Source organism: Propionivibrio sp. (assembly GCF_041441355.1).
Taxonomy (GTDB): domain Bacteria; phylum Pseudomonadota; class Gammaproteobacteria; order Burkholderiales; family Rhodocyclaceae; genus Propionivibrio.
The window spans coordinates 236,184-252,522 of sequence record NZ_JASDTF010000019.1 but is presented as its reverse complement, the minus strand read 5'-3'; the positions used below and the strand labels follow the sequence as shown (position 1 = coordinate 252,522).

Annotated in this window: 14 protein-coding genes; 4 read left to right on the top strand and 10 right to left on the bottom strand. The window is 64.9% G+C overall.

Features of this window, described 5'->3' with window-relative positions; all coding sequences use genetic code 11:
* Positions 1-50 precede the first annotated feature (50 nt).
* Positions 51-1,676 (top strand): methyl-accepting chemotaxis protein, encoded by a 1,626-nt coding sequence (locus tag QMB55_RS07620; RefSeq protein WP_497588085.1) that lies wholly within the window; start codon positions 51-53, stop codon positions 1,674-1,676.
* Between the two features lie 61 nt (positions 1,677-1,737).
* Here the strand turns inward: QMB55_RS07620 and QMB55_RS07615 are convergent, their stop codons facing one another.
* A complete protein-coding gene (locus QMB55_RS07615; RefSeq protein ID WP_497588084.1) occupies positions 1,738-2,103 on the bottom strand; it encodes a VOC family protein in 366 nt (121 codons plus the stop codon).
* Positions 2,104-2,260: 157 nt separating this feature from the next.
* Here QMB55_RS07615 and QMB55_RS07610 point away from each other — a divergent pair, with 157 nt between their 5' ends.
* Positions 2,261-2,986, top strand: a complete 726-nt coding sequence (locus tag QMB55_RS07610; RefSeq protein WP_497588083.1) for a helix-turn-helix transcriptional regulator — start codon at positions 2,261-2,263, stop codon at positions 2,984-2,986.
* Positions 2,987-3,023: 37 nt separating this feature from the next.
* Here the strand turns inward: QMB55_RS07610 and QMB55_RS07605 are convergent, their stop codons facing one another.
* The 5 genes from QMB55_RS07605 to QMB55_RS07585 all read right to left on the bottom strand — a co-directional run bounded on the left by QMB55_RS07605 (position 3,024) and on the right by QMB55_RS07585 (position 10,663).
* Entirely contained in the window at positions 3,024-4,412 is a 1,389-nt protein-coding gene (locus QMB55_RS07605; RefSeq protein ID WP_497588082.1) for an MATE family efflux transporter, read from the bottom strand.
* Between the two features lie 36 nt (positions 4,413-4,448).
* Positions 4,449-5,918, bottom strand: a complete 1,470-nt coding sequence (locus tag QMB55_RS07600) for an efflux transporter outer membrane subunit (protein WP_497588081.1) — start codon at positions 5,916-5,918, stop codon at positions 4,449-4,451.
* Positions 5,911-9,111 carry an efflux RND transporter permease subunit gene (locus QMB55_RS07595; RefSeq protein ID WP_497588080.1) on the bottom strand — a complete coding sequence of 1,067 codons (3,201 nt, stop codon included), beginning with the start codon at positions 9,109-9,111 and terminating at the stop codon, positions 5,911-5,913. The genes QMB55_RS07600 and QMB55_RS07595 overlap by 8 nt, the downstream gene beginning before the upstream one ends.
* Before the next feature lie 5 nt (positions 9,112-9,116).
* The gene (locus QMB55_RS07590) at positions 9,117-10,187 is read right to left on the bottom strand and encodes an efflux RND transporter periplasmic adaptor subunit (protein ID WP_497588079.1); all 1,071 of its coding nucleotides are present in this window, start codon (positions 10,185-10,187) and stop codon (positions 9,117-9,119) included.
* Between the two features lie 290 nt (positions 10,188-10,477).
* Positions 10,478-10,663: a hypothetical protein gene (locus tag QMB55_RS07585; protein ID WP_497588078.1), complete on the bottom strand. Its 186-nt coding sequence runs from the start codon at positions 10,661-10,663 to the stop codon at positions 10,478-10,480.
* Positions 10,664-10,834: 171 nt separating this feature from the next.
* Here QMB55_RS07585 and QMB55_RS07580 point away from each other — a divergent pair, with 171 nt between their 5' ends.
* The gene (locus tag QMB55_RS07580) at positions 10,835-11,446 is read left to right on the top strand and encodes a DNA-3-methyladenine glycosylase I (protein ID WP_497588077.1); all 612 of its coding nucleotides are present in this window, start codon (positions 10,835-10,837) and stop codon (positions 11,444-11,446) included.
* Between the two features lie 48 nt (positions 11,447-11,494).
* Here the strand turns inward: QMB55_RS07580 and QMB55_RS07575 are convergent, their stop codons facing one another.
* Both QMB55_RS07575 and QMB55_RS07570 read right to left on the bottom strand, forming a co-directional pair.
* Positions 11,495-11,890: a class I SAM-dependent methyltransferase gene (locus tag QMB55_RS07575; RefSeq protein ID WP_497588076.1), complete on the bottom strand. Its 396-nt coding sequence runs from the start codon at positions 11,888-11,890 to the stop codon at positions 11,495-11,497.
* Positions 11,891-11,980: 90 nt separating this feature from the next.
* Positions 11,981-12,982: an MBL fold metallo-hydrolase gene (locus QMB55_RS07570; protein ID WP_497588075.1), complete on the bottom strand. Its 1,002-nt coding sequence runs from the start codon at positions 12,980-12,982 to the stop codon at positions 11,981-11,983.
* A 380-nt stretch (positions 12,983-13,362) separates the two neighbouring features.
* Between QMB55_RS07570 and QMB55_RS07565 the strand changes: the two genes are divergently transcribed.
* Positions 13,363-14,868 carry a phospholipase D family protein gene (locus QMB55_RS07565; RefSeq protein ID WP_497588074.1) on the top strand — a complete coding sequence of 502 codons (1,506 nt, stop codon included), beginning with the start codon at positions 13,363-13,365 and terminating at the stop codon, positions 14,866-14,868.
* A gap of 63 nt (positions 14,869-14,931) precedes the next feature.
* On the opposite strand, the gene QMB55_RS07560 is transcribed toward QMB55_RS07565, so the two are convergent.
* Together QMB55_RS07560 and QMB55_RS07555 are read right to left on the bottom strand one after the other, a co-directional pair.
* Positions 14,932-15,468: a ClbS/DfsB family four-helix bundle protein gene (locus QMB55_RS07560; RefSeq protein WP_497588073.1), complete on the bottom strand. Its 537-nt coding sequence runs from the start codon at positions 15,466-15,468 to the stop codon at positions 14,932-14,934.
* A 354-nt stretch (positions 15,469-15,822) separates the two neighbouring features.
* Positions 15,823-16,248, bottom strand: coding sequence for a GNAT family N-acetyltransferase (locus tag QMB55_RS07555; protein WP_497588072.1), 426 nt, complete (start codon positions 16,246-16,248; stop codon positions 15,823-15,825).
* Positions 16,249-16,339 lie beyond the last annotated feature (91 nt).

Genomic DNA, 16,339 nt, shown 5'->3' with positions numbered 1-16,339 from the left:
CGTCGATCGTCGAACGCGTCGCAAAACAAAAACGTCAATCGGGGATAAAAATGAAGAGGATCAGCATCGCCCAACGCATCATCCTGATGATCGTCGCTTCGGTCATCGCATTAATGCTGGTGGGAGGGGTCGGATTGAACGTCTCGAACCAGCAGACGAACAGCATCCGCATCATTCATGAAGACAGCCTGACCAGCATTGTCACCTTGAACGAGCTCCGGCAGGCGTTCATGAACATCCGCGTCAACGCCTACGCGCACCTGCTGACCAGTGATCTGGACGTCAAGCGCGGTGCGGAAAGCCGGATCGAAGAGCAGCGCAAGCGGGTGCAGCACGAACTCGCCACCTACCAAAAACTGATCAGCAACGAACAGGATAAAAAACTGCTCGCGGCCGACGAGGCCAGCTTGCGCGACTACCTCGATTTGCTGACCCAGCAACTCCTGCCCAAATCGCGGCGCAACGAAATCGACGCCGAGCGCACGGCGCATGTAACGCGCCTCGCGCTCTTGAGCAGCAAGGCGCAAGAAGCGCTCGATGCCCATGTGGCTTTCAATGTCGAACGAGCCGAAGCCTCGCAACTGGAGGCCTTGAAAACGGCCGATCACGGCAAGGGCATCTCGATTGCCGTCATCGTCGCCGGTGTGATCGCCGTCACGGCCATCGGCGTCCTGCTGCTGCTCAACATCAAATCGGCACTGACGCGCATCCAGTCGATGGTCGCCCGCGTCGAAGGCGACCTCGACTTCACGGTACGCGTCGACATCGGCAACGAGGACGAGATCGGAAAAACGACGGCCGCCCTCAACCGCCTGCTGGACAAGATGCAGGCCAACCTCAAATCCATCGCCGAGGGCGCGCACTCGGTCGCCTCGGCCGCCAGCACGATGGCCACCACCTCCAACCAAGTTGCCACGGCTTCGCACCACCAGAGCGCCGCGGCCTCGGACATGGCCGCCACCGTCGAAGAGATGACGGTCAGCATCAATCACGTCGCCGACCGCGCGCAGGAGGCCAACCGCCTCTCGTGCGAATCGGGGCAGCTCTCGGCGTCCGGCGACGCGGTCATCGATCAGACCGTCGGCGCCATCCAGGAGATCGCCAGCACCGTGCATCAGGCCGCCGAACTCATCCATGGCCTCGAACAACACAGCCAGCAGATTTCCAACGTCGTCGCGGTGATCAAGGAAGTCGCCGACCAGACCAATCTGCTGGCGCTTAACGCCGCGATCGAAGCGGCACGCGCCGGCGAACAGGGGCGCGGCTTCGCGGTGGTCGCCGACGAGGTGAGAAAGCTCGCCGAGCGCACCGCCTCCTCGACCAAGGAGATCGCGCTGACCATCGACGCCATGCGCCAGAGCGCCAGCGACGCGGTGACCAGCATGGAAGCGGTGGAGCTGAAGGTCGGTCAGGGCGTCGAACGCGCGCAGCAGGCCAACGTCTCGATCAAGCAGATCGGCGAAAGCAGCCGTCACGCCGTCGGGATGGTCGAGGAAATCACCGCCGCCATCCGCGAACAGGGCACCGCGACCAACAGCATCGCGGTGCAGGTCGAGCACATCGCGCAGATGTCCGAAGAAAGCAGCGCCGCCGCCGGCAACAGCGCCGACGCGGCGCGCGAACTCGACCGCCTGGCCACGGACATGCAGCGCATCGTCAGCGCTTACCGGCTGTAGACCGGGAACGGCGTCGGCGCGTGCAAGGTGCGCCGCCGGCGCCGTCGTTCATGCCGTCCGCTCAATGCAGCGAATGCAGCCCCACGCGGTTGCCTTCGCTGTCGATGAAGAGCGCGATGAAACCATGTTCGCCGATCGACGTCCTGGGCATCGCCACCGTCCCGCCGGCCGCCGGAACTCGGGCCAGCACGGGCGCCAGATCGTCGCCAGTGAAGAGATACACCAGCGTGCCGTTGTCCTGCGGCACCATCTGCGCCATGCTCACCAGTGCGCCGGAAGGATAGCCCTCAACATGGGGGAAGACCGACATCGTGCACTCGCCACAGGTTTCGGGCTGGAGTTTCACGTTCAGGATGCGCTCATAGAATGCGGTGGCGCGCGGCAGGTCATTGACCGGAAGTTCAAACCAGCTGATGGGAGAGGCCATCTCAGACTCCTTGAAAAGCGCCGGCGGGATGCCGACGACGGACGCATCTTCGCCCCCGCCTCCTGACACCATGGTGTCAGGAGAGAAGCCCTCCGCCCCGCGACCTCGTGCTACGCTGGCCTTCTCCTGACCCACCTGCTGACTCACGCCCACGACCATGCGCCCGGCCGACCGCCTCTTCCAGATTCTGCTCATGCTGCGCCACGGACGCATCGTCACTGCGGCCGCGCTCGCCGAGGCACTCTCCGTCTCCGAACGCACCATCTACCGCGACATCGCCGACCTCGTCCAGTCCGGCGCCCCCATCGACGGCGAAGCCGGCGTCGGCTACCGCCTGCGCCGCGGCTACCAGGTACCGCCGCTGATGTTCTCCGGCGACGAACTCGAGGCCCTGGTCATCGGCGCCAAGCTCGTCCAGGCCTGGGGCGACCCCGCGCTCGGCCAAGCCGCCGAACAGGCCCTCGCGCGTATCGGCGCGGTGTTGCCGCGCCACCTCGACGAGCGCATCGAAGGCAGCGGCCGCCGCTTCCTCGCTCCCGACTTCATGCAACCGGCGGCACGGCGCGAACCGATGGCCCTGCTGCGCGAAGGCATGGAACACGGACGCAAGCTCGACGTCGTCTACCGCCGCGCCGACGGCCAGACCTCAACCCGCCGCCTGTGGCCGCTCGGCCTGGTGTTCTGGGGGCATTGCTGGACGCTTGGCGCCTGGTGCGAACTGCGCAAGGAATTCCGTACCTTCCGCGTCGACCGCATCGAACACGTCGAAGCGAGCAACGAACGTTTCGACGACCGCTACGGCCACCTGTGGAACGCGTATCTGGCCAAGGCGCAGGAAGAGCCGGACGAGAAGTCGAATCCGTCGGAAATTAAGCATTCGTGACGTAGCAAGCATTTCGGGGCCTACGCCGAAACGGGACTCATACCTTCACCGTCTTCCACCGTCCCCGGGAGAACAGCAGCAGGGTGCACACACCGACCGCGGTTTCCGAGACGAAGACGCCCCAGAAGACGCCCGAATGCGCCCAACCGAGCGGCAGCGCCAGCGTCCACGCCAGCGGAATCTGAATCAGCCAGAAGAAAATGAGGTTGATCCAGGTTGGGGTCATCGTGTCGCCGGCCCCGTTGAACGCTTGCACCGACACCATCCACCAACCGTAGACGAAGTAGGAATAGGACAGGATGCGCAGCCACTCGCCGCCGATGGCGATGACCTCTCCATCGGCAGTGAAGAGCGCGATCAATGCATCGTGCAGGAAGAAGAAGAGCACCGAGACCGCAAGCGTGAACACCATGTTCATCCAGCCAATACGCCAGACGGCGGCTTCGGCGCGCATCGGCTCGCCCGCGCCGAGGTTCTGCCCGACCAGGGTGGCAGCGGCGTTGGACATGCCCCAGGCCGGCATCAGCGTGAACATCATGATGCGCATGGCGATGGTCGCGCCGGCCACGGCTTCGGTGGAGACACTGGCGAGGATGCGCATGAGGAAGATCCACGCGGTCATGGCCACGATCATCTGACCGATGCCGCCGAGCGAAGTGCGCACGATCTGCACCAAGGTCGCACCGTGCCAGCGCAGGGTGGCACGGTGCAGGCGCAGGTGCTCGCTGCCACGCGCGAGGATCCAGAGCTGCATCAACACGCCGGCACCGCGGCCGAGGTTGGTGGCGATCGCCGCGCCTTCGATGCCCAGCGCCGGGATCGGCCCCAGACCGAAGATGAGGATGGGGTCGAGCACGATGTTGAGGGCGTTGGCGACCCACAGCACGCGCATTGCCGCCGCCGCGTCGCCCGCGCCGCGGAAGATGGCGTTGATGACGAACAGCAGCAGGATCACCGCATTGCCGCCGAGCATCCATTGCGTGTAGCGGTAGCCGTGTTCGATGACCCAGTCGTCGGCCCGCATCAGGCGCAGCAGATCCTGTGCCCAGACGATGCCCGCAAATGCGAAGGGCAGCGAGACCAGCAGCGCCACCACGATGGCCTGCACCGCCGAAAGCGCGGCCTCCTCGCCCCGTCGTTCGCCGACACGGCGGGCAACGATGGCGGTGACGGCCATCGACAGGCCCATGGCAATTGAGTAGAGCAGGAAGAGGTAGGTCTCGGTCAGCCCGACGGCCGCGACCGCCGAAGCGCCCAGCTGCGCAACGAAGAAAATGTCGACGACCGCGAAGGTCGATTCGAGCACCAATTCCATCAGCATCGGCACCGCCAGCAGGAAGACCGCGCGTTTCAAAGGAATGCGCGTGTAGTCGGCATCGGTGCCGCGCAAAGCGGCGCGTAAATCGGTCCACATCGAATTGCTCATGGGCATGCTCCAAATTTAAGCGCGGTGCTGCGGGGCTCAGGGGGACTGCGCATCGCCGCCGCCCGCCCAGCCGCCGCCCAAGGCCTTGACGATGTCCGTCAGCGCCGCCTTGCGCGCCCGCTCACTCTCGGCCAAAGCCAGTTCGGCCGCAAGCAGGTTGCGTTCGACGTCGAGGACTTCGAGGCGGCTGGCGATCCCCGCCTCGAAGCGCTGCTGAGCGTGCTCCAGCGCCTTTTCCAGAGCACGAGAACGCGCACTTTCGGCCACTTGCGTCGCATGCGCCGCGCGTTGCGCGCCAAGCGCGTCGCGCATGTCCTTGAAGGCGCCGGCCACCGCATGTCGATACTGCGCCAAGGCCTGGTCGCGGCGGGCTTCGCTGATCTCGACGCCGGCGTCGATGCGTCCGGCGTTCCAAAGCGGCTGGGTGATTGCCGCGGCAAACTGGAAGATGCCGGCCGGGCCGCTGAACAAGCGGGAAAACTCGACGCTCTCGCTGCCCAGATAAGCGGTCAGGCCGACGGCCGGGAAATACTGGGCTCGCGCACTGCCGATGCGCGCGTTGGCAGCCACCAGCCGCGCCTCGGCTTCGCGCAAATCGGGACGACGCAGCAGGAGTTCGGACGGTAGATCGGCCGGAATCAGCCCGTCATTCGGCACCGTCGGCGTGCCGCGTGCCACCCGCGTCTCCATCACCGCGCGCGGCGATCGCCCGAGCAGCAGCGCCAGTGTGCTCTCGGCGCGATCCTGCAACTGCTGCAGCCGCGCCAGTTGCGCGCGAACGACGGCCGTTTCGGCTTCGGCCTGCAACAAGTCGAATTCGGCCAGGGTTCCGGCGGACAGCCGTTTGGCGAACAGGTCGACGGTTTCGCGGCGCGAGTCCAGCGCGCGCTGCGTCAGCGCCGATTGGGCATCGAGTGCGAGCAAAGTGAAATACTGCTGCGCCACCTCGGCGGTAAGCGAGAGACGCACCGCGTCGCGCGCCGAGACGGCGGCAAAGAGATCGGCGTGCGCCGCTTCGCTGGCGCGCCGGTAGCGTCCCCAGAGATCGACTTCGTACCGGGCATCGAGCGTCGCCCGATAACTCGTCTGGGTCCGCGGGACGCCGCTGATCGGGAAGGCTCCCAGCTGCGAACTGCGGGTGCGGTCGACCGAGAAACCGGCGGCAAAGGAAGGGGACAGATCGGCATCGACCGCTTTCGACAGCGCCTTGGCTTCGAGCACGCGCGCGGTGGCGATGGCCGCGTCGGTGTTGTGCTGCAAAGCCTCGTCGATCAACTGATCGAGAATGGGATCGGCATACAGCGACCACCAGCGCTCGCCGATCGCCTTCGCCGGCTGCGCGTCCGCGTCGATGGGCTCCGAAACGGCGCGCCAGTCCTGCGGCAAATCGAAATCCGGGCGCCGATAGTCCGGCCCGACGGCACACCCGGCAAGGATCAGGGCCAACAACCCGACAAACGGCCACGAGCGTTTTGCGCCGTCGCATCCCACCGCCGCCCTACTCATCACGAACTCCGGCGACTTCGTCGCGCTGCGCCCGCTGCACCAGTTTCTCGTGCGCCTTGGCATGGGCCGCCTTGATTTCGGCATAAAGCGCATCCGTGCTGCGCGTTTCGCTCAAGCGGTACTCGGCGATCAAACGGTAAAACAGGGGCACGAAGAAGATGGCGAGGAAGGTGGCGGCCAGCATCCCGCCCATCACCCCGGTCCCGACCGCCTGGCGCGCGCCCGCGCCCGCGCCGTGCGAAACGGCCAGGGGCAAGACGCCGAGAATGAAAGCCAGCGAGGTCATCAGGATCGGCCGGAAGCGCAGCCGCGCGGCCTCGATCGCCGCCGCCGCCGCGCTCATCCCTTCGCCGTGCTTATAGACGGCGTACTCGACGATCAGGATCGCGTTCTTGGCCGCCAGGCCGAGCAAGGTCACCAGGCCGATCTGAAAGTACACGTCGTTGCTCATGCCGCGCAGGAAAACTGCGGCCAAGGCGCCGAAAGTGCCGAAGGGGAGCGCCAGCATGACGGCCAGCGGCAACGACCAGCGTTCGTATTGCGCGGCGAGGATCAGGAAGGCCATCAGCGCTCCGAGCACCAGCGCATAGCTCGACGAGCCGCTCGATTTCTTTTCCTGGAAGGACGCGCCGCCCCAATCGAAGCTGAAGTCCGGCGGCAGGGTTTCACGCGCCAGGCGTTCGACCTCGGCGATGATCTGGCCGGAGGAAATCCCCGGCACGCCCGCCCCGATGATCTTCACCGACGGCAGGTTGTTGAAGCGTTCCAGGGTTTCCGGCCCGGTCGTCTGGCGTATCTGTGCCATGGCCGCGACGGGCACCATCTCGCCGCGCGTCGAGCGCACGTAAAGGTCGCCGATCTGCGCCGGCGCATGGCGAAATTGCGGCTCGGCCGACATCAGCACCTGCCAGGTCCGGCCGTATTTGTTGAAGTCATTCACGTAATACGTTCCCAGCGTCGCCGTCAGTGTGTCGAACAGGCCGTCGATCGGCACCCCCAGCGATTTTGCCTTCTCCCGGTCGACATCGACGTCGAGCTGCGGCACGTTGGCGCGCCAGAGCGAGGACACCATGGCGAAGCGGGCGTCCTGCCGCAGCTTGCCGATGAACTGATCGCTGACTTCGGCCAGCCGTTTCGCCCCGCCCTCGCCTCGGTTCTGCAGGTAGAACTCGAAGCCGCCCGAGTTGCCGAGGCCGAAAATGGCCGGCGGGCCGAAGGCCAGCACCAGCGCCTCCTTGATCTGCGCCGTCTTCATGAACAGCTCGCCGACCAGCGCGGTCGCCGGCACCTTGCGCTCGTCCCAGTGTTTGAGCGTAACGAAGAACGTGGCGGCGTTATTCTTGAAGCTGCCGCCGATGAAATCGAAACCCGAAAACACGATGGTGTTGGCCACATTGGGGTTTTCGCGGATGATCGCCTCCACCTGCTGAACGATCCGGTCGGTCCGCTCCAGCGAGGCGCCGTCGGGCAGATAGACCGCGCTGATGTAGTAGCCCTGATCCTCGTCCGGCACCAGGCTGCCTGGCGTCATTGACCAGAGCTGGGCGGTGACCAGAACCATGCCGAGGAACAGCAGCAGCCCCAGGGCGCCGCGCCGGATCAGCCAGGCGACGCCTGCCGTGTAGCGGCTCGTGACGCGCGCGAATCCGGCGTTGAAGGCCATGAACACCCGATTCACCCCCTTGTGTTCGTGCTTCAGGATCAGCACGCACAGCGACGGGGTGAGGGTCAGGGCGACGATGCCGGAGATCACCACCGCGATGGAGATGGTGACCGCGAACTGGCGGTACAGCTCGCCGGTCAGCCCGCCGAGGAAGGCGATCGGCACGAACACGGCGCAGAGCACCAGCACGATGGCGATCACCGGCCCCGTCACTTCGCGCATCGCCTGGATGGCCGCAGCCTTCGCCGGCACGCCCTCCTCGTGCATGATGCGCTCGACGTTCTCCAGCACCACGATGGCGTCGTCCACCACGATGCCGATGGCCAGGACCATGCCGAACAGGGTCAGGGTGTTGATCGAATAACCGAGCATGAGCAGGCCGGCGAAGGTACCGATCAGCGAGACCGGAACGGCCAATGTCGGAATCAGCGTCGCCCGCCAGTTCTGCAAAAACAGGTAGACCACGAGAAAGACGAGGACCATGGCTTCGCTCAAGGTGAACAGCACCTCGCGGATCGAGACCTGAACGAAGTCGGTCGTATCGTAGGGAATCGCGTACGTCAGCCCGTCGGGGAAGCGGCCGGAGAGTTCCTTGAGGGTTTTCTTGACCTCGTTCGCCGTATCCAGGGCGTTGGTTCCCGGCTTGAGGAAGATCCCGACCAGCGTTGCCGGCTGGGCGTTGCGGCGGCCGATGAAGTCGTAATCCTTCGAGCCCATCTCGACGCGGGCCACGTCCTTCAGGCGCAGCAGCGAACCGTCGGACGCGGCGCGGATGACGATCTGCTCAAATTCCGCCACCTCCGACAAACGCCCTTTGGTATTCACCGTCAGCGCCAACTGCTGCCCATTCAAGGTCGGCGGCTGGCCGACGCGGCCGACGGCGAACTGGGCGTTCTGTTCATTGATCGCGGCGACGATGTCGGAGGTCGCCAGCTTCAGTTGCGCCATGCGGTCGGGCTTGAGCCAGATGCGCATGGCGTAGTCCTTGGCGCCGAAAATCTGGACATTGGTCGTCCCCGGCACGCGCTTGAGCACGTCGAGCACGTTCAGGGTCACGTAGTTGCTGGTGTACAGGTCGTCGTAGCGGCCGTCGGGAGACGTGAAGGCGATCACCTGCAGGAAGGACGACGACACCTTTTCGATCTGCAAGCCCTGGCGACGGACCTCCTGCGGCAGACGCGCCTCGGCCTGCTTGACCCGGTTATTGACGTTGATCACCGCTTGGTCGATGTTGGTGCCGATCTCGAAGGTGACGGTAATCTCGACCCGGCCGTTCGACGCCGACGTCGAATTCATGTAGAGCATGCCTTCGACACCGTTGATCTGGGTTTCCAGCGGCGCGGCAACGGTTTTTTCGAGCACCTCGGCCGACGCCCCCGGATAGACCGCCGCCACCAGCACTTGCGGCGGAGCGATTTCCGGGTACTGTGCGACCGGCAGGTTGCGCATGGCCGCCAGGCCGGCGATCACGATGAAGATCGAGATCACGACAGCGAAGATCGGCCGGTCGATGAAGAAACGCGCCAGCATGACAACTACCCTCGCCCGGCCGCGTTGGCCGCCGCCGCAGGCGGCGCGCCGACCTCGACCGGCGCCCCCGGCCCGAGTTTGAGCACGCCATCGACGATGACCTGTTCGCCGGACTGCAAGCCTTTGACGACGATGACCTCCTGTCCGCTCCATTCGCCGGTTTCAACGCTGCGGACTTCCGCCTTGCTGCCCTCGCCGACGACGTAGACGAACTTGCCCTGCGGCCCTTCGAGGACGGCACGCTGAGGAACTCGGAAGGTGCTAGAGCGCGTTGCTCCGGACAAGCGCACGCGCACGAACTGCCCCGGCTGCAGCAGCCCGTCGGGATTCGGCAGTTCGGCCCGGGCCTCGCTGGTCCCGGTGTGCGGTGAAACGCGCAGGTCGGCAAAATCGGTATACCCGGAATGCGCATATTCGCTGCCGTCGGCAAGTTTGAGCGTCACCTTGAAACGCCCGTCCGGCGGCCATTGCAGCGCCTTCGAATCGGCTTCGTGACGCAGTTTCAGCCGCTCGTTGTCGGAGACGCCGAAAATCACCTGAATCGGATCGGCCTGCGTCACGGTGGTGAGCAGGACCTCCGGGCCCGACACCAGCGAACCTTCGGATTTCAGGGCGCGGCTGCTTACCCCGTTGATCGGCGATTCGACGCGTGTCCATTCCAGATTGAGGCGGGCTTCCTTCAAACGCGCCCGGGCGGCGAGCCACTCGGCGTTCGCAATGGCTTCGCCGGAAAGCGCATCGTCGTAATCCTTGCGGCTGATGGCCTTGGTTTCGATCAACTGGGACAGGCGCGCGACATCGCGCACGGCTTGCGCATGCCGCGCCTGGGCGGCGGCCACTTCGGCCTCGCTGCGAGCCAGCGCGTTGGCGAACGGCGCCGGATCAATCGTAAACAACGACTGCCCGGCGCTCACCTTGGCGCCCTCGGTGAAATTGCGCTTGAGGAGGATTCCGGTGACCCGGGCGCGCACCTCGACCTCACGCGCCCCCCGGGTCTGTGCCGTGTATTCGAGCGTGAGTGGCAAAGCTTCGGACTGCACGGTCTGCACCGACACCGGCACCGGCCCACCGAACATCCCGTTCCCGCCGTTGGGTTGGGACGGCCCGCAGGCGGCCAAGAACAGCAGCAGAGGCAAACTGCCGTAGAAAAAATTTGCGCGAACAAAAAAAGAACGAAAAACACCCCGACTGCGTGCCATGGCCATTCCCCCGGAGATCCGCCGCCCACTGCAACCAAGGAATTCGACTTCGCTTTGCAGGCCGGCGATTTTTGAGTTATTCGCACTCCGGTAGACCGAAGCCAGTTTAAAAGTTTCAATCGAACATTCAATAAAGCCGCAGACAACTGACACAAAACCATGCAGGATCAAAGGTCTATAAGCAACGCACCGGAAATAAACACAAAACACAATTGCATAATTGCATAATTGCGAGCAACTTCATTCGCCAACAAAAGCCCCGGATCACCCGGTTTGAATTCGCTTAAAACGCCTGAATCCAACGAAATTGAAAAAAGCTTTCCAGGCAGTTCAAGCTCAAGGCCAACCGCCAATCAGTGCAGCCCCTGACAAAAAAAGATCGGATCAAAGATCCAGCATCACCGCCGCGCACGCCTCCTCCGGCCGTCTTCCGTTCTTACGATTGGGTTTATCGTTGACGCGCGCTCGACATCCTTTTGCGCGACGATTCAGATTTAACGCCCCCGACCGAAGCAGAGGGAAAAATGAACTCCACGATCACCGCTCCCGATGGCCAGGAAAGGTGCCGCTGGTGCGCCGCAGCGCCGGAATTCCTTGACTATCACGACCACGAATGGGGCTTCCCGGTCGTCGATGACCGTCGCCTATTCGAAAAGCTGTGCCTGGAGAGCTTCCAGTCCGGCCTCAGCTGGCGGACCATTCTCGCGAAGCGCGAACACTTTCGCGCCGCCTTTTGTGACTTCGATTTCGAGCGGATCGCGCGCTTCGACGCAGCGGACGTCGAGCGACTGCTGCAGGACAAAGGAATCATCCGTCACCGAGGCAAGATCGAAGCGGTGATCAACAACGCGTGTCGGGCACAGGACATCGTTGCCGAACAAGGTTCGTTGGCCGCTTTCCTCTGGCGTTTCGAGCCGTCGCCGGAGGCGCTGGATGAACCGCAAACCGTTTCGAGTTCCCCCGCATCGGTCGCACTCTCGCGCGCGCTCAAGCAACGCGGCTGGAAATTCGTCGGCCCGACGACGATCTACGCCTTCATGCAAGCGATGGGGCTGATCAACGACCATGCCGTCGCTTGCGTGGTTCGGGCGAAGGTCGAAGAAGCGCGCAGTGCTTTACGTCGGCCCGTGATCTAGTCGCGGGAAAACGCTGCCCGCCCACGGAGGCGCGCCGTTACGCCCATTTCAATCCTCGCGCCGCAGCGACGGCAGATCGTATTCGAAAAACGCGCGCCCTTGCGGCGCCAGCCAGCGCTGCACCAGCGTACGCGCCCGTACGGGATCGTCGTGGAAGAGACGCACCCGTTGGGCGAAGACCTTATCGAAGCGCAGTTCGCCCAACTCGAGCGTTTCCAGATCCGCGAGCATGAAGCGGGCCACGCCAGCGCGCACATAGGCGGCATTGCGTTTCTCGGCGGCGGCGATCATCTTCGCCGAACGATCCACTGCCAGGTAGCGCCCGCCGCGCAACCGCTCGCACACCAGCGACGCCGCGACGCCGTGGCCGCAACCGATTTCCAGCACCCGGTCGTCCGGTCCGATCTGCATGGAAGCGACGAAAGCTTCAATGCGATTCGTCATGTCCCTCTCCGAGTCCGTCACCAAGCCCCCGCCGCCGAATCCGGCATCCATACACAACGGGCGCTCGGCTTCGCGCGCCGGCAGGCCGTTTTATTGCCCGGCCAGCGGGGAAAACTCGACCGGCACCCAGGCAAAGCCCTTGCCTTCCTTGCGGATGTGGCCAAGGCCCGGGAAAGGCAGGTGCATGCCGGCAACCCACAGACGCTCGCGGGCGGCGAGCGCAAAAGTGTTTTTGCGCGCAACGATCGCCTGCTTGGGATCGATGTCGAACTCGATGCTCGTCTCGGGGCGCGCGAACTGAACCGCGTGGTTATGCACCAGGTCGCCGAGGATCACCAGTTTTTCACCCTGGCTTTCGATCAGGTAGCTGCGGTGCCCCGGGGTGTGGCCGTGCGTGTCGAGCGAACGCACGCCCGGAACCAGTTCGCGGTCTTCGGTGAAAGTCTGCCACTGGCCGCTCGCCAGATAGGGCGCCGCTGCGTCGCGCGACATCTTGAAGAACGGCTGGAACTCCTGCGGCGCCTGGGCGGCCACGGTCTCGCTGAGCCAGAAATCGTTGTCCGCCTGCGCCGACCAGATCACCGCCTTGGGGAAAACGCGCTGCCCCTCGGGCGTCACCAGTCCGTTGATGTGGTCGCCGTGCAGGTGGGTGATGAGGATGGTATCGACCTGTTCCGGTTGATAGCCGGCCGCGCGCAGGTTGTCGACGATGTGGCCCAGCGTCGGGCCGAACAGTTTGGCCGCCCCCGCGTCGACCAGGATCAGGCGCTCGCCGGTATTGACGACATAGGCGTTGACCGCCGTCTGCACCTCCGGCCCTTTGACGAACAATCGTGCAAGCAGGCGCTGCACGTCTTGCGCCGGGACGTTCTTGAGCAGTTTGGTGTGCAGGGCGATGGGGCCGTCATAGAGCGCCGTGACCTGGAATTTCCCGAGCGTCATGTGATAGTAGCCGGGCACTTGGGCCGTGGCCTGCGGGGCTTCGGCACGCGCGGACGCCACGCCGAGGAGCAACGCAGCCAACAGACCGAAATGAAGGCATGCGACTGTGATCCGCTGCGTGAAAAACGTGGCGACGTTGAAGGTGGGCATGCGAACTCCTGGGCGGGGTTGGGGGAGATGAGGCCGCGTTCGTGCGGCAGGCACAGCGATCCATCGGACCGGGGTTTCGAGGTCGAGGTTCCTTTGCCAGCGTCATTGCACCATCATGACCGCCGCACCGCAACCCTGGGCGGGCCGAACGCTGGCCTTCGGCGTCGAGGAACGCTCCAGCGCCAGCGCAGGTCGACCATCTTTGGGACGCTGCGCTGGCCTGAGTCGAAAACCAAGCGGAAGGCGGCAGAAAACCCGGTTGAACGCGCCACCGGGCCAGCGATTGCCACTAGACGACGAGACGGAGGAAGGACAAAGCGCTACACTGGTTTTCGCCCAATCCATGCCAATGCCATTAAAGCGATGAGAAGGAAACCGCCATGTCCCGCGGCCAGCGGCTGATCGATGCGCTGATGCGTCTCGGCCGCCGCGCCGGGCCGCGACGCATCGACCGCGACGCTGAATGCCCCCCGCAGGACGACGTCGAGACGCTGCTCGGACGCACCCTGGCCGCCGAGCAGGCCGCGCATCCCGGCCTCACCGGCATCCACCCGCTTGCCGACGGGCGCGACGCTTTCGTCGCCCGCGCCGTCCTCGCCGACGCCGCCGAGCGTTCGATCGACGCGCAGTATTACATCTGGCACGCCGACACTTCTGGCCTCCTGCTCCTGCAACGCCTGCGCTGCGCCGCCGAACGGGGCGTGCGCGTGCGCCTGCTGCTCGACGACAACAACACCTCCGGCCTGGACCCGCTGCTCCTGGGCCTCGACGCACATCCGAACCTCGAAGTGCGGGTGTTCAACCCGCTGCGCCACCGCCGCGCACGGCTTCTCGACTACCTGTTCGATTTTGCCCGCGTGCACCGCCGCATGCACAACAAGGCCTTCACCGTCGACCGGCAGATCACGGTGCTCGGTGGACGCAACATCGGCGACGAATACTTCGGCGCTGGCGAAGGCGTGATGTTCGCCGACCTCGACGTGGTCGCCGTCGGCGCGGTGCTCGACGCCGTCGGCGCCGATTTCGAACGCTACTGGAACAGCCCCCTGGCCTATCCGTTGCGTGACCTCCTCGCCCCGGACCACCCCCGACTCGAACTCGGCTCAACACCCGCCGCCGACGCCGCCACGCAGCGTTACCTCGAAGCCCTGGCGCAATCCGACCTGCTCCAGCACCTGCAGGCCGGCCACCTGCCGCTTGAATGGGCACCGGCCCGCCTGCTCAGCGACGCTCCGGACAAGATCCTCGACCGCGCCCCGCCGGATAAAACCTTGCTCGCGCCGCTGTATCAGGCGATGACCGAAACCCGGCACACCCTCACCCTCGTCTCGCCGTATTTCGTTCCGGGCCGCCAAGGAGCTGCCGCACTGGCCGCACTGGCCCGGCGCGGGGTCAGCGTCAGCGTGCTCACCAACGCCCTCGCGGCCACCGACGTCAGCGCCGTACACGCGGGCTACGCCCGTTACCGCAAGGGTTTGCTGCGGACCGGCGTGCGCTTGTACGAACTCAAACCCGGGAGCACCGTGGGCGGCGGCCGCCTTGCCCTTCCCGGGCGCAGCGGCACCAGCCTGCACGCCAAGACCTTCGCCCTCGACGAAGCGCAACTCTTCGTCGGCTCGTTCAACCTCGACCCGCGCTCGGCCGAACTCAACACCGAAATGGGCCTGCTGATCGACAGCCCTGCGCTCGCGCGCAGCCTGCCGCAAGCGCTCGCGGTCACGGGGCCGGAGAGCGCCTACGCACTCAGCCTCGACGGCGGAACACTGCGCTGGACGACGCTGGAAAATGGCCAACGCACGGTGTTTGACCGCGAACCGCACGCCAGCCTGCGGCGCCGCGTTGTGGTGCGGATTCTCTCCTGGCTGCCGATCGAGTGGCTGCTGTAGCGCGACGCGAATCGGCCACCGCGCTTACCGGCTTTCACCTCAGTAAAGAAACTCGAATTTTCGTCAGCCGCATTCCGCGGCGTCGACCGGGGCGGACGCCGGAAGACTGCGCTGCCACTGGCGCAGCTTGGCGCGGGCGCTGCCATACGGCGCGATGGTGTTGACCTGGATCCACTTGACCAGCGGCCATTTCGGCCCCGCCCACCGGCGTTGGCCAAGGCCGAACAAAGCCGCCTCGGAGGTGGCGGCGACAAAGCTTTGCAGCTCGCCGACCAAGGCCTCGAATTCGGCCAGCAACTGCGCCAGCGTGCGTTCGCGGTGCTCGGCGTAAAAAGCCTGCGCCAGCGCGCCGAGCTGGTTCCATTTGTAGCCCGGAGCCGGCATCTCGGCGACTCCGCCATCGGCTTCGCTCGCCTCCCAGGCCAGTAGCCGCCGCCCCCAGCCGATCTGGTAGGCGATCAAATCGCAGGGCGAAAGCCCGCCAGCAAGCGCAGGCTCGCGCTCACGCTCGGCAGGCACCGCAGCCGCCGTCTCGGCCAATTTGGCATAAGCGTCTTGCAAACGGCGCTGGAGTTCGGTTTTGTTGGCGGGCAGCGGCATCGGCAGGCGTTCGGAAGGAAAGGGACGCGAAGAGAAAACGACCCACGTCGTCGCGAAGCGTCCTGAGCATGCCATTGTGCGGCAAAAGTACGGGTTACGGGCATGCCCCTGGCGCTTTTCATTCCCAGGGAAAAGATGACAACGTCGGCGTCACCTCCGGTCGCTGGCTCGACCAGGCCTTCGATCAACGGAACCTCGCCCCATCGTGTCGACGCTCAAGTTCAAGCCGGGCTGCAGGGCGCATCCAGATGCGCTCTACCGGCCGGCATGCGTTGGAATGACCGCTGGATGCGCCTTCCAGGGCAGCGCCCGAGGCGGACGTTTCAGCGTCGAAACGTCTGCTTCGGGCTCCGCTCAGTGCTGTTGGTAGACGTCCGGGCGCAGGATTTCCATGTAGGTCGACGGGCTGCCAAGCGCGCGAAAACCAAACTGCTCATACAGGCCGTGCGCGTCCTTGGTCGCCAGCATGAAGCGGCGCAGGCCCTGCAAGTCCGGATGCGCGGCGATCGTCGCCATCAAGCGCTTCGACAGCCCCTGGCCGCGATGCGCATCAAGGATGAAAACGTCGCCGAGATAGGCAAAGGTGGCTTTGTCGGTCACGACGCGGGCAAAGCCGACCTGCTCGGCGCCGCGATACACGCCGAAGCAGAGCGACTCGCGGATCGCGCGCTCGACGATGGCGCGCGGCACCCCGGGCGACCAGTAGCTCCCTTTGAGAAAACCGTGAATGAGATCGGTGTCCAGACGGGCCTTGTCGTCCGAGATTTCGTAGGCGTGCATGGGCGGAGACTCCAAACGAAATGAACGGCGAATCCATCGGCCGCCGTCCTCAGCCGTCGACCGCCTCTTCCGGACATAATCCGCCAGGAAC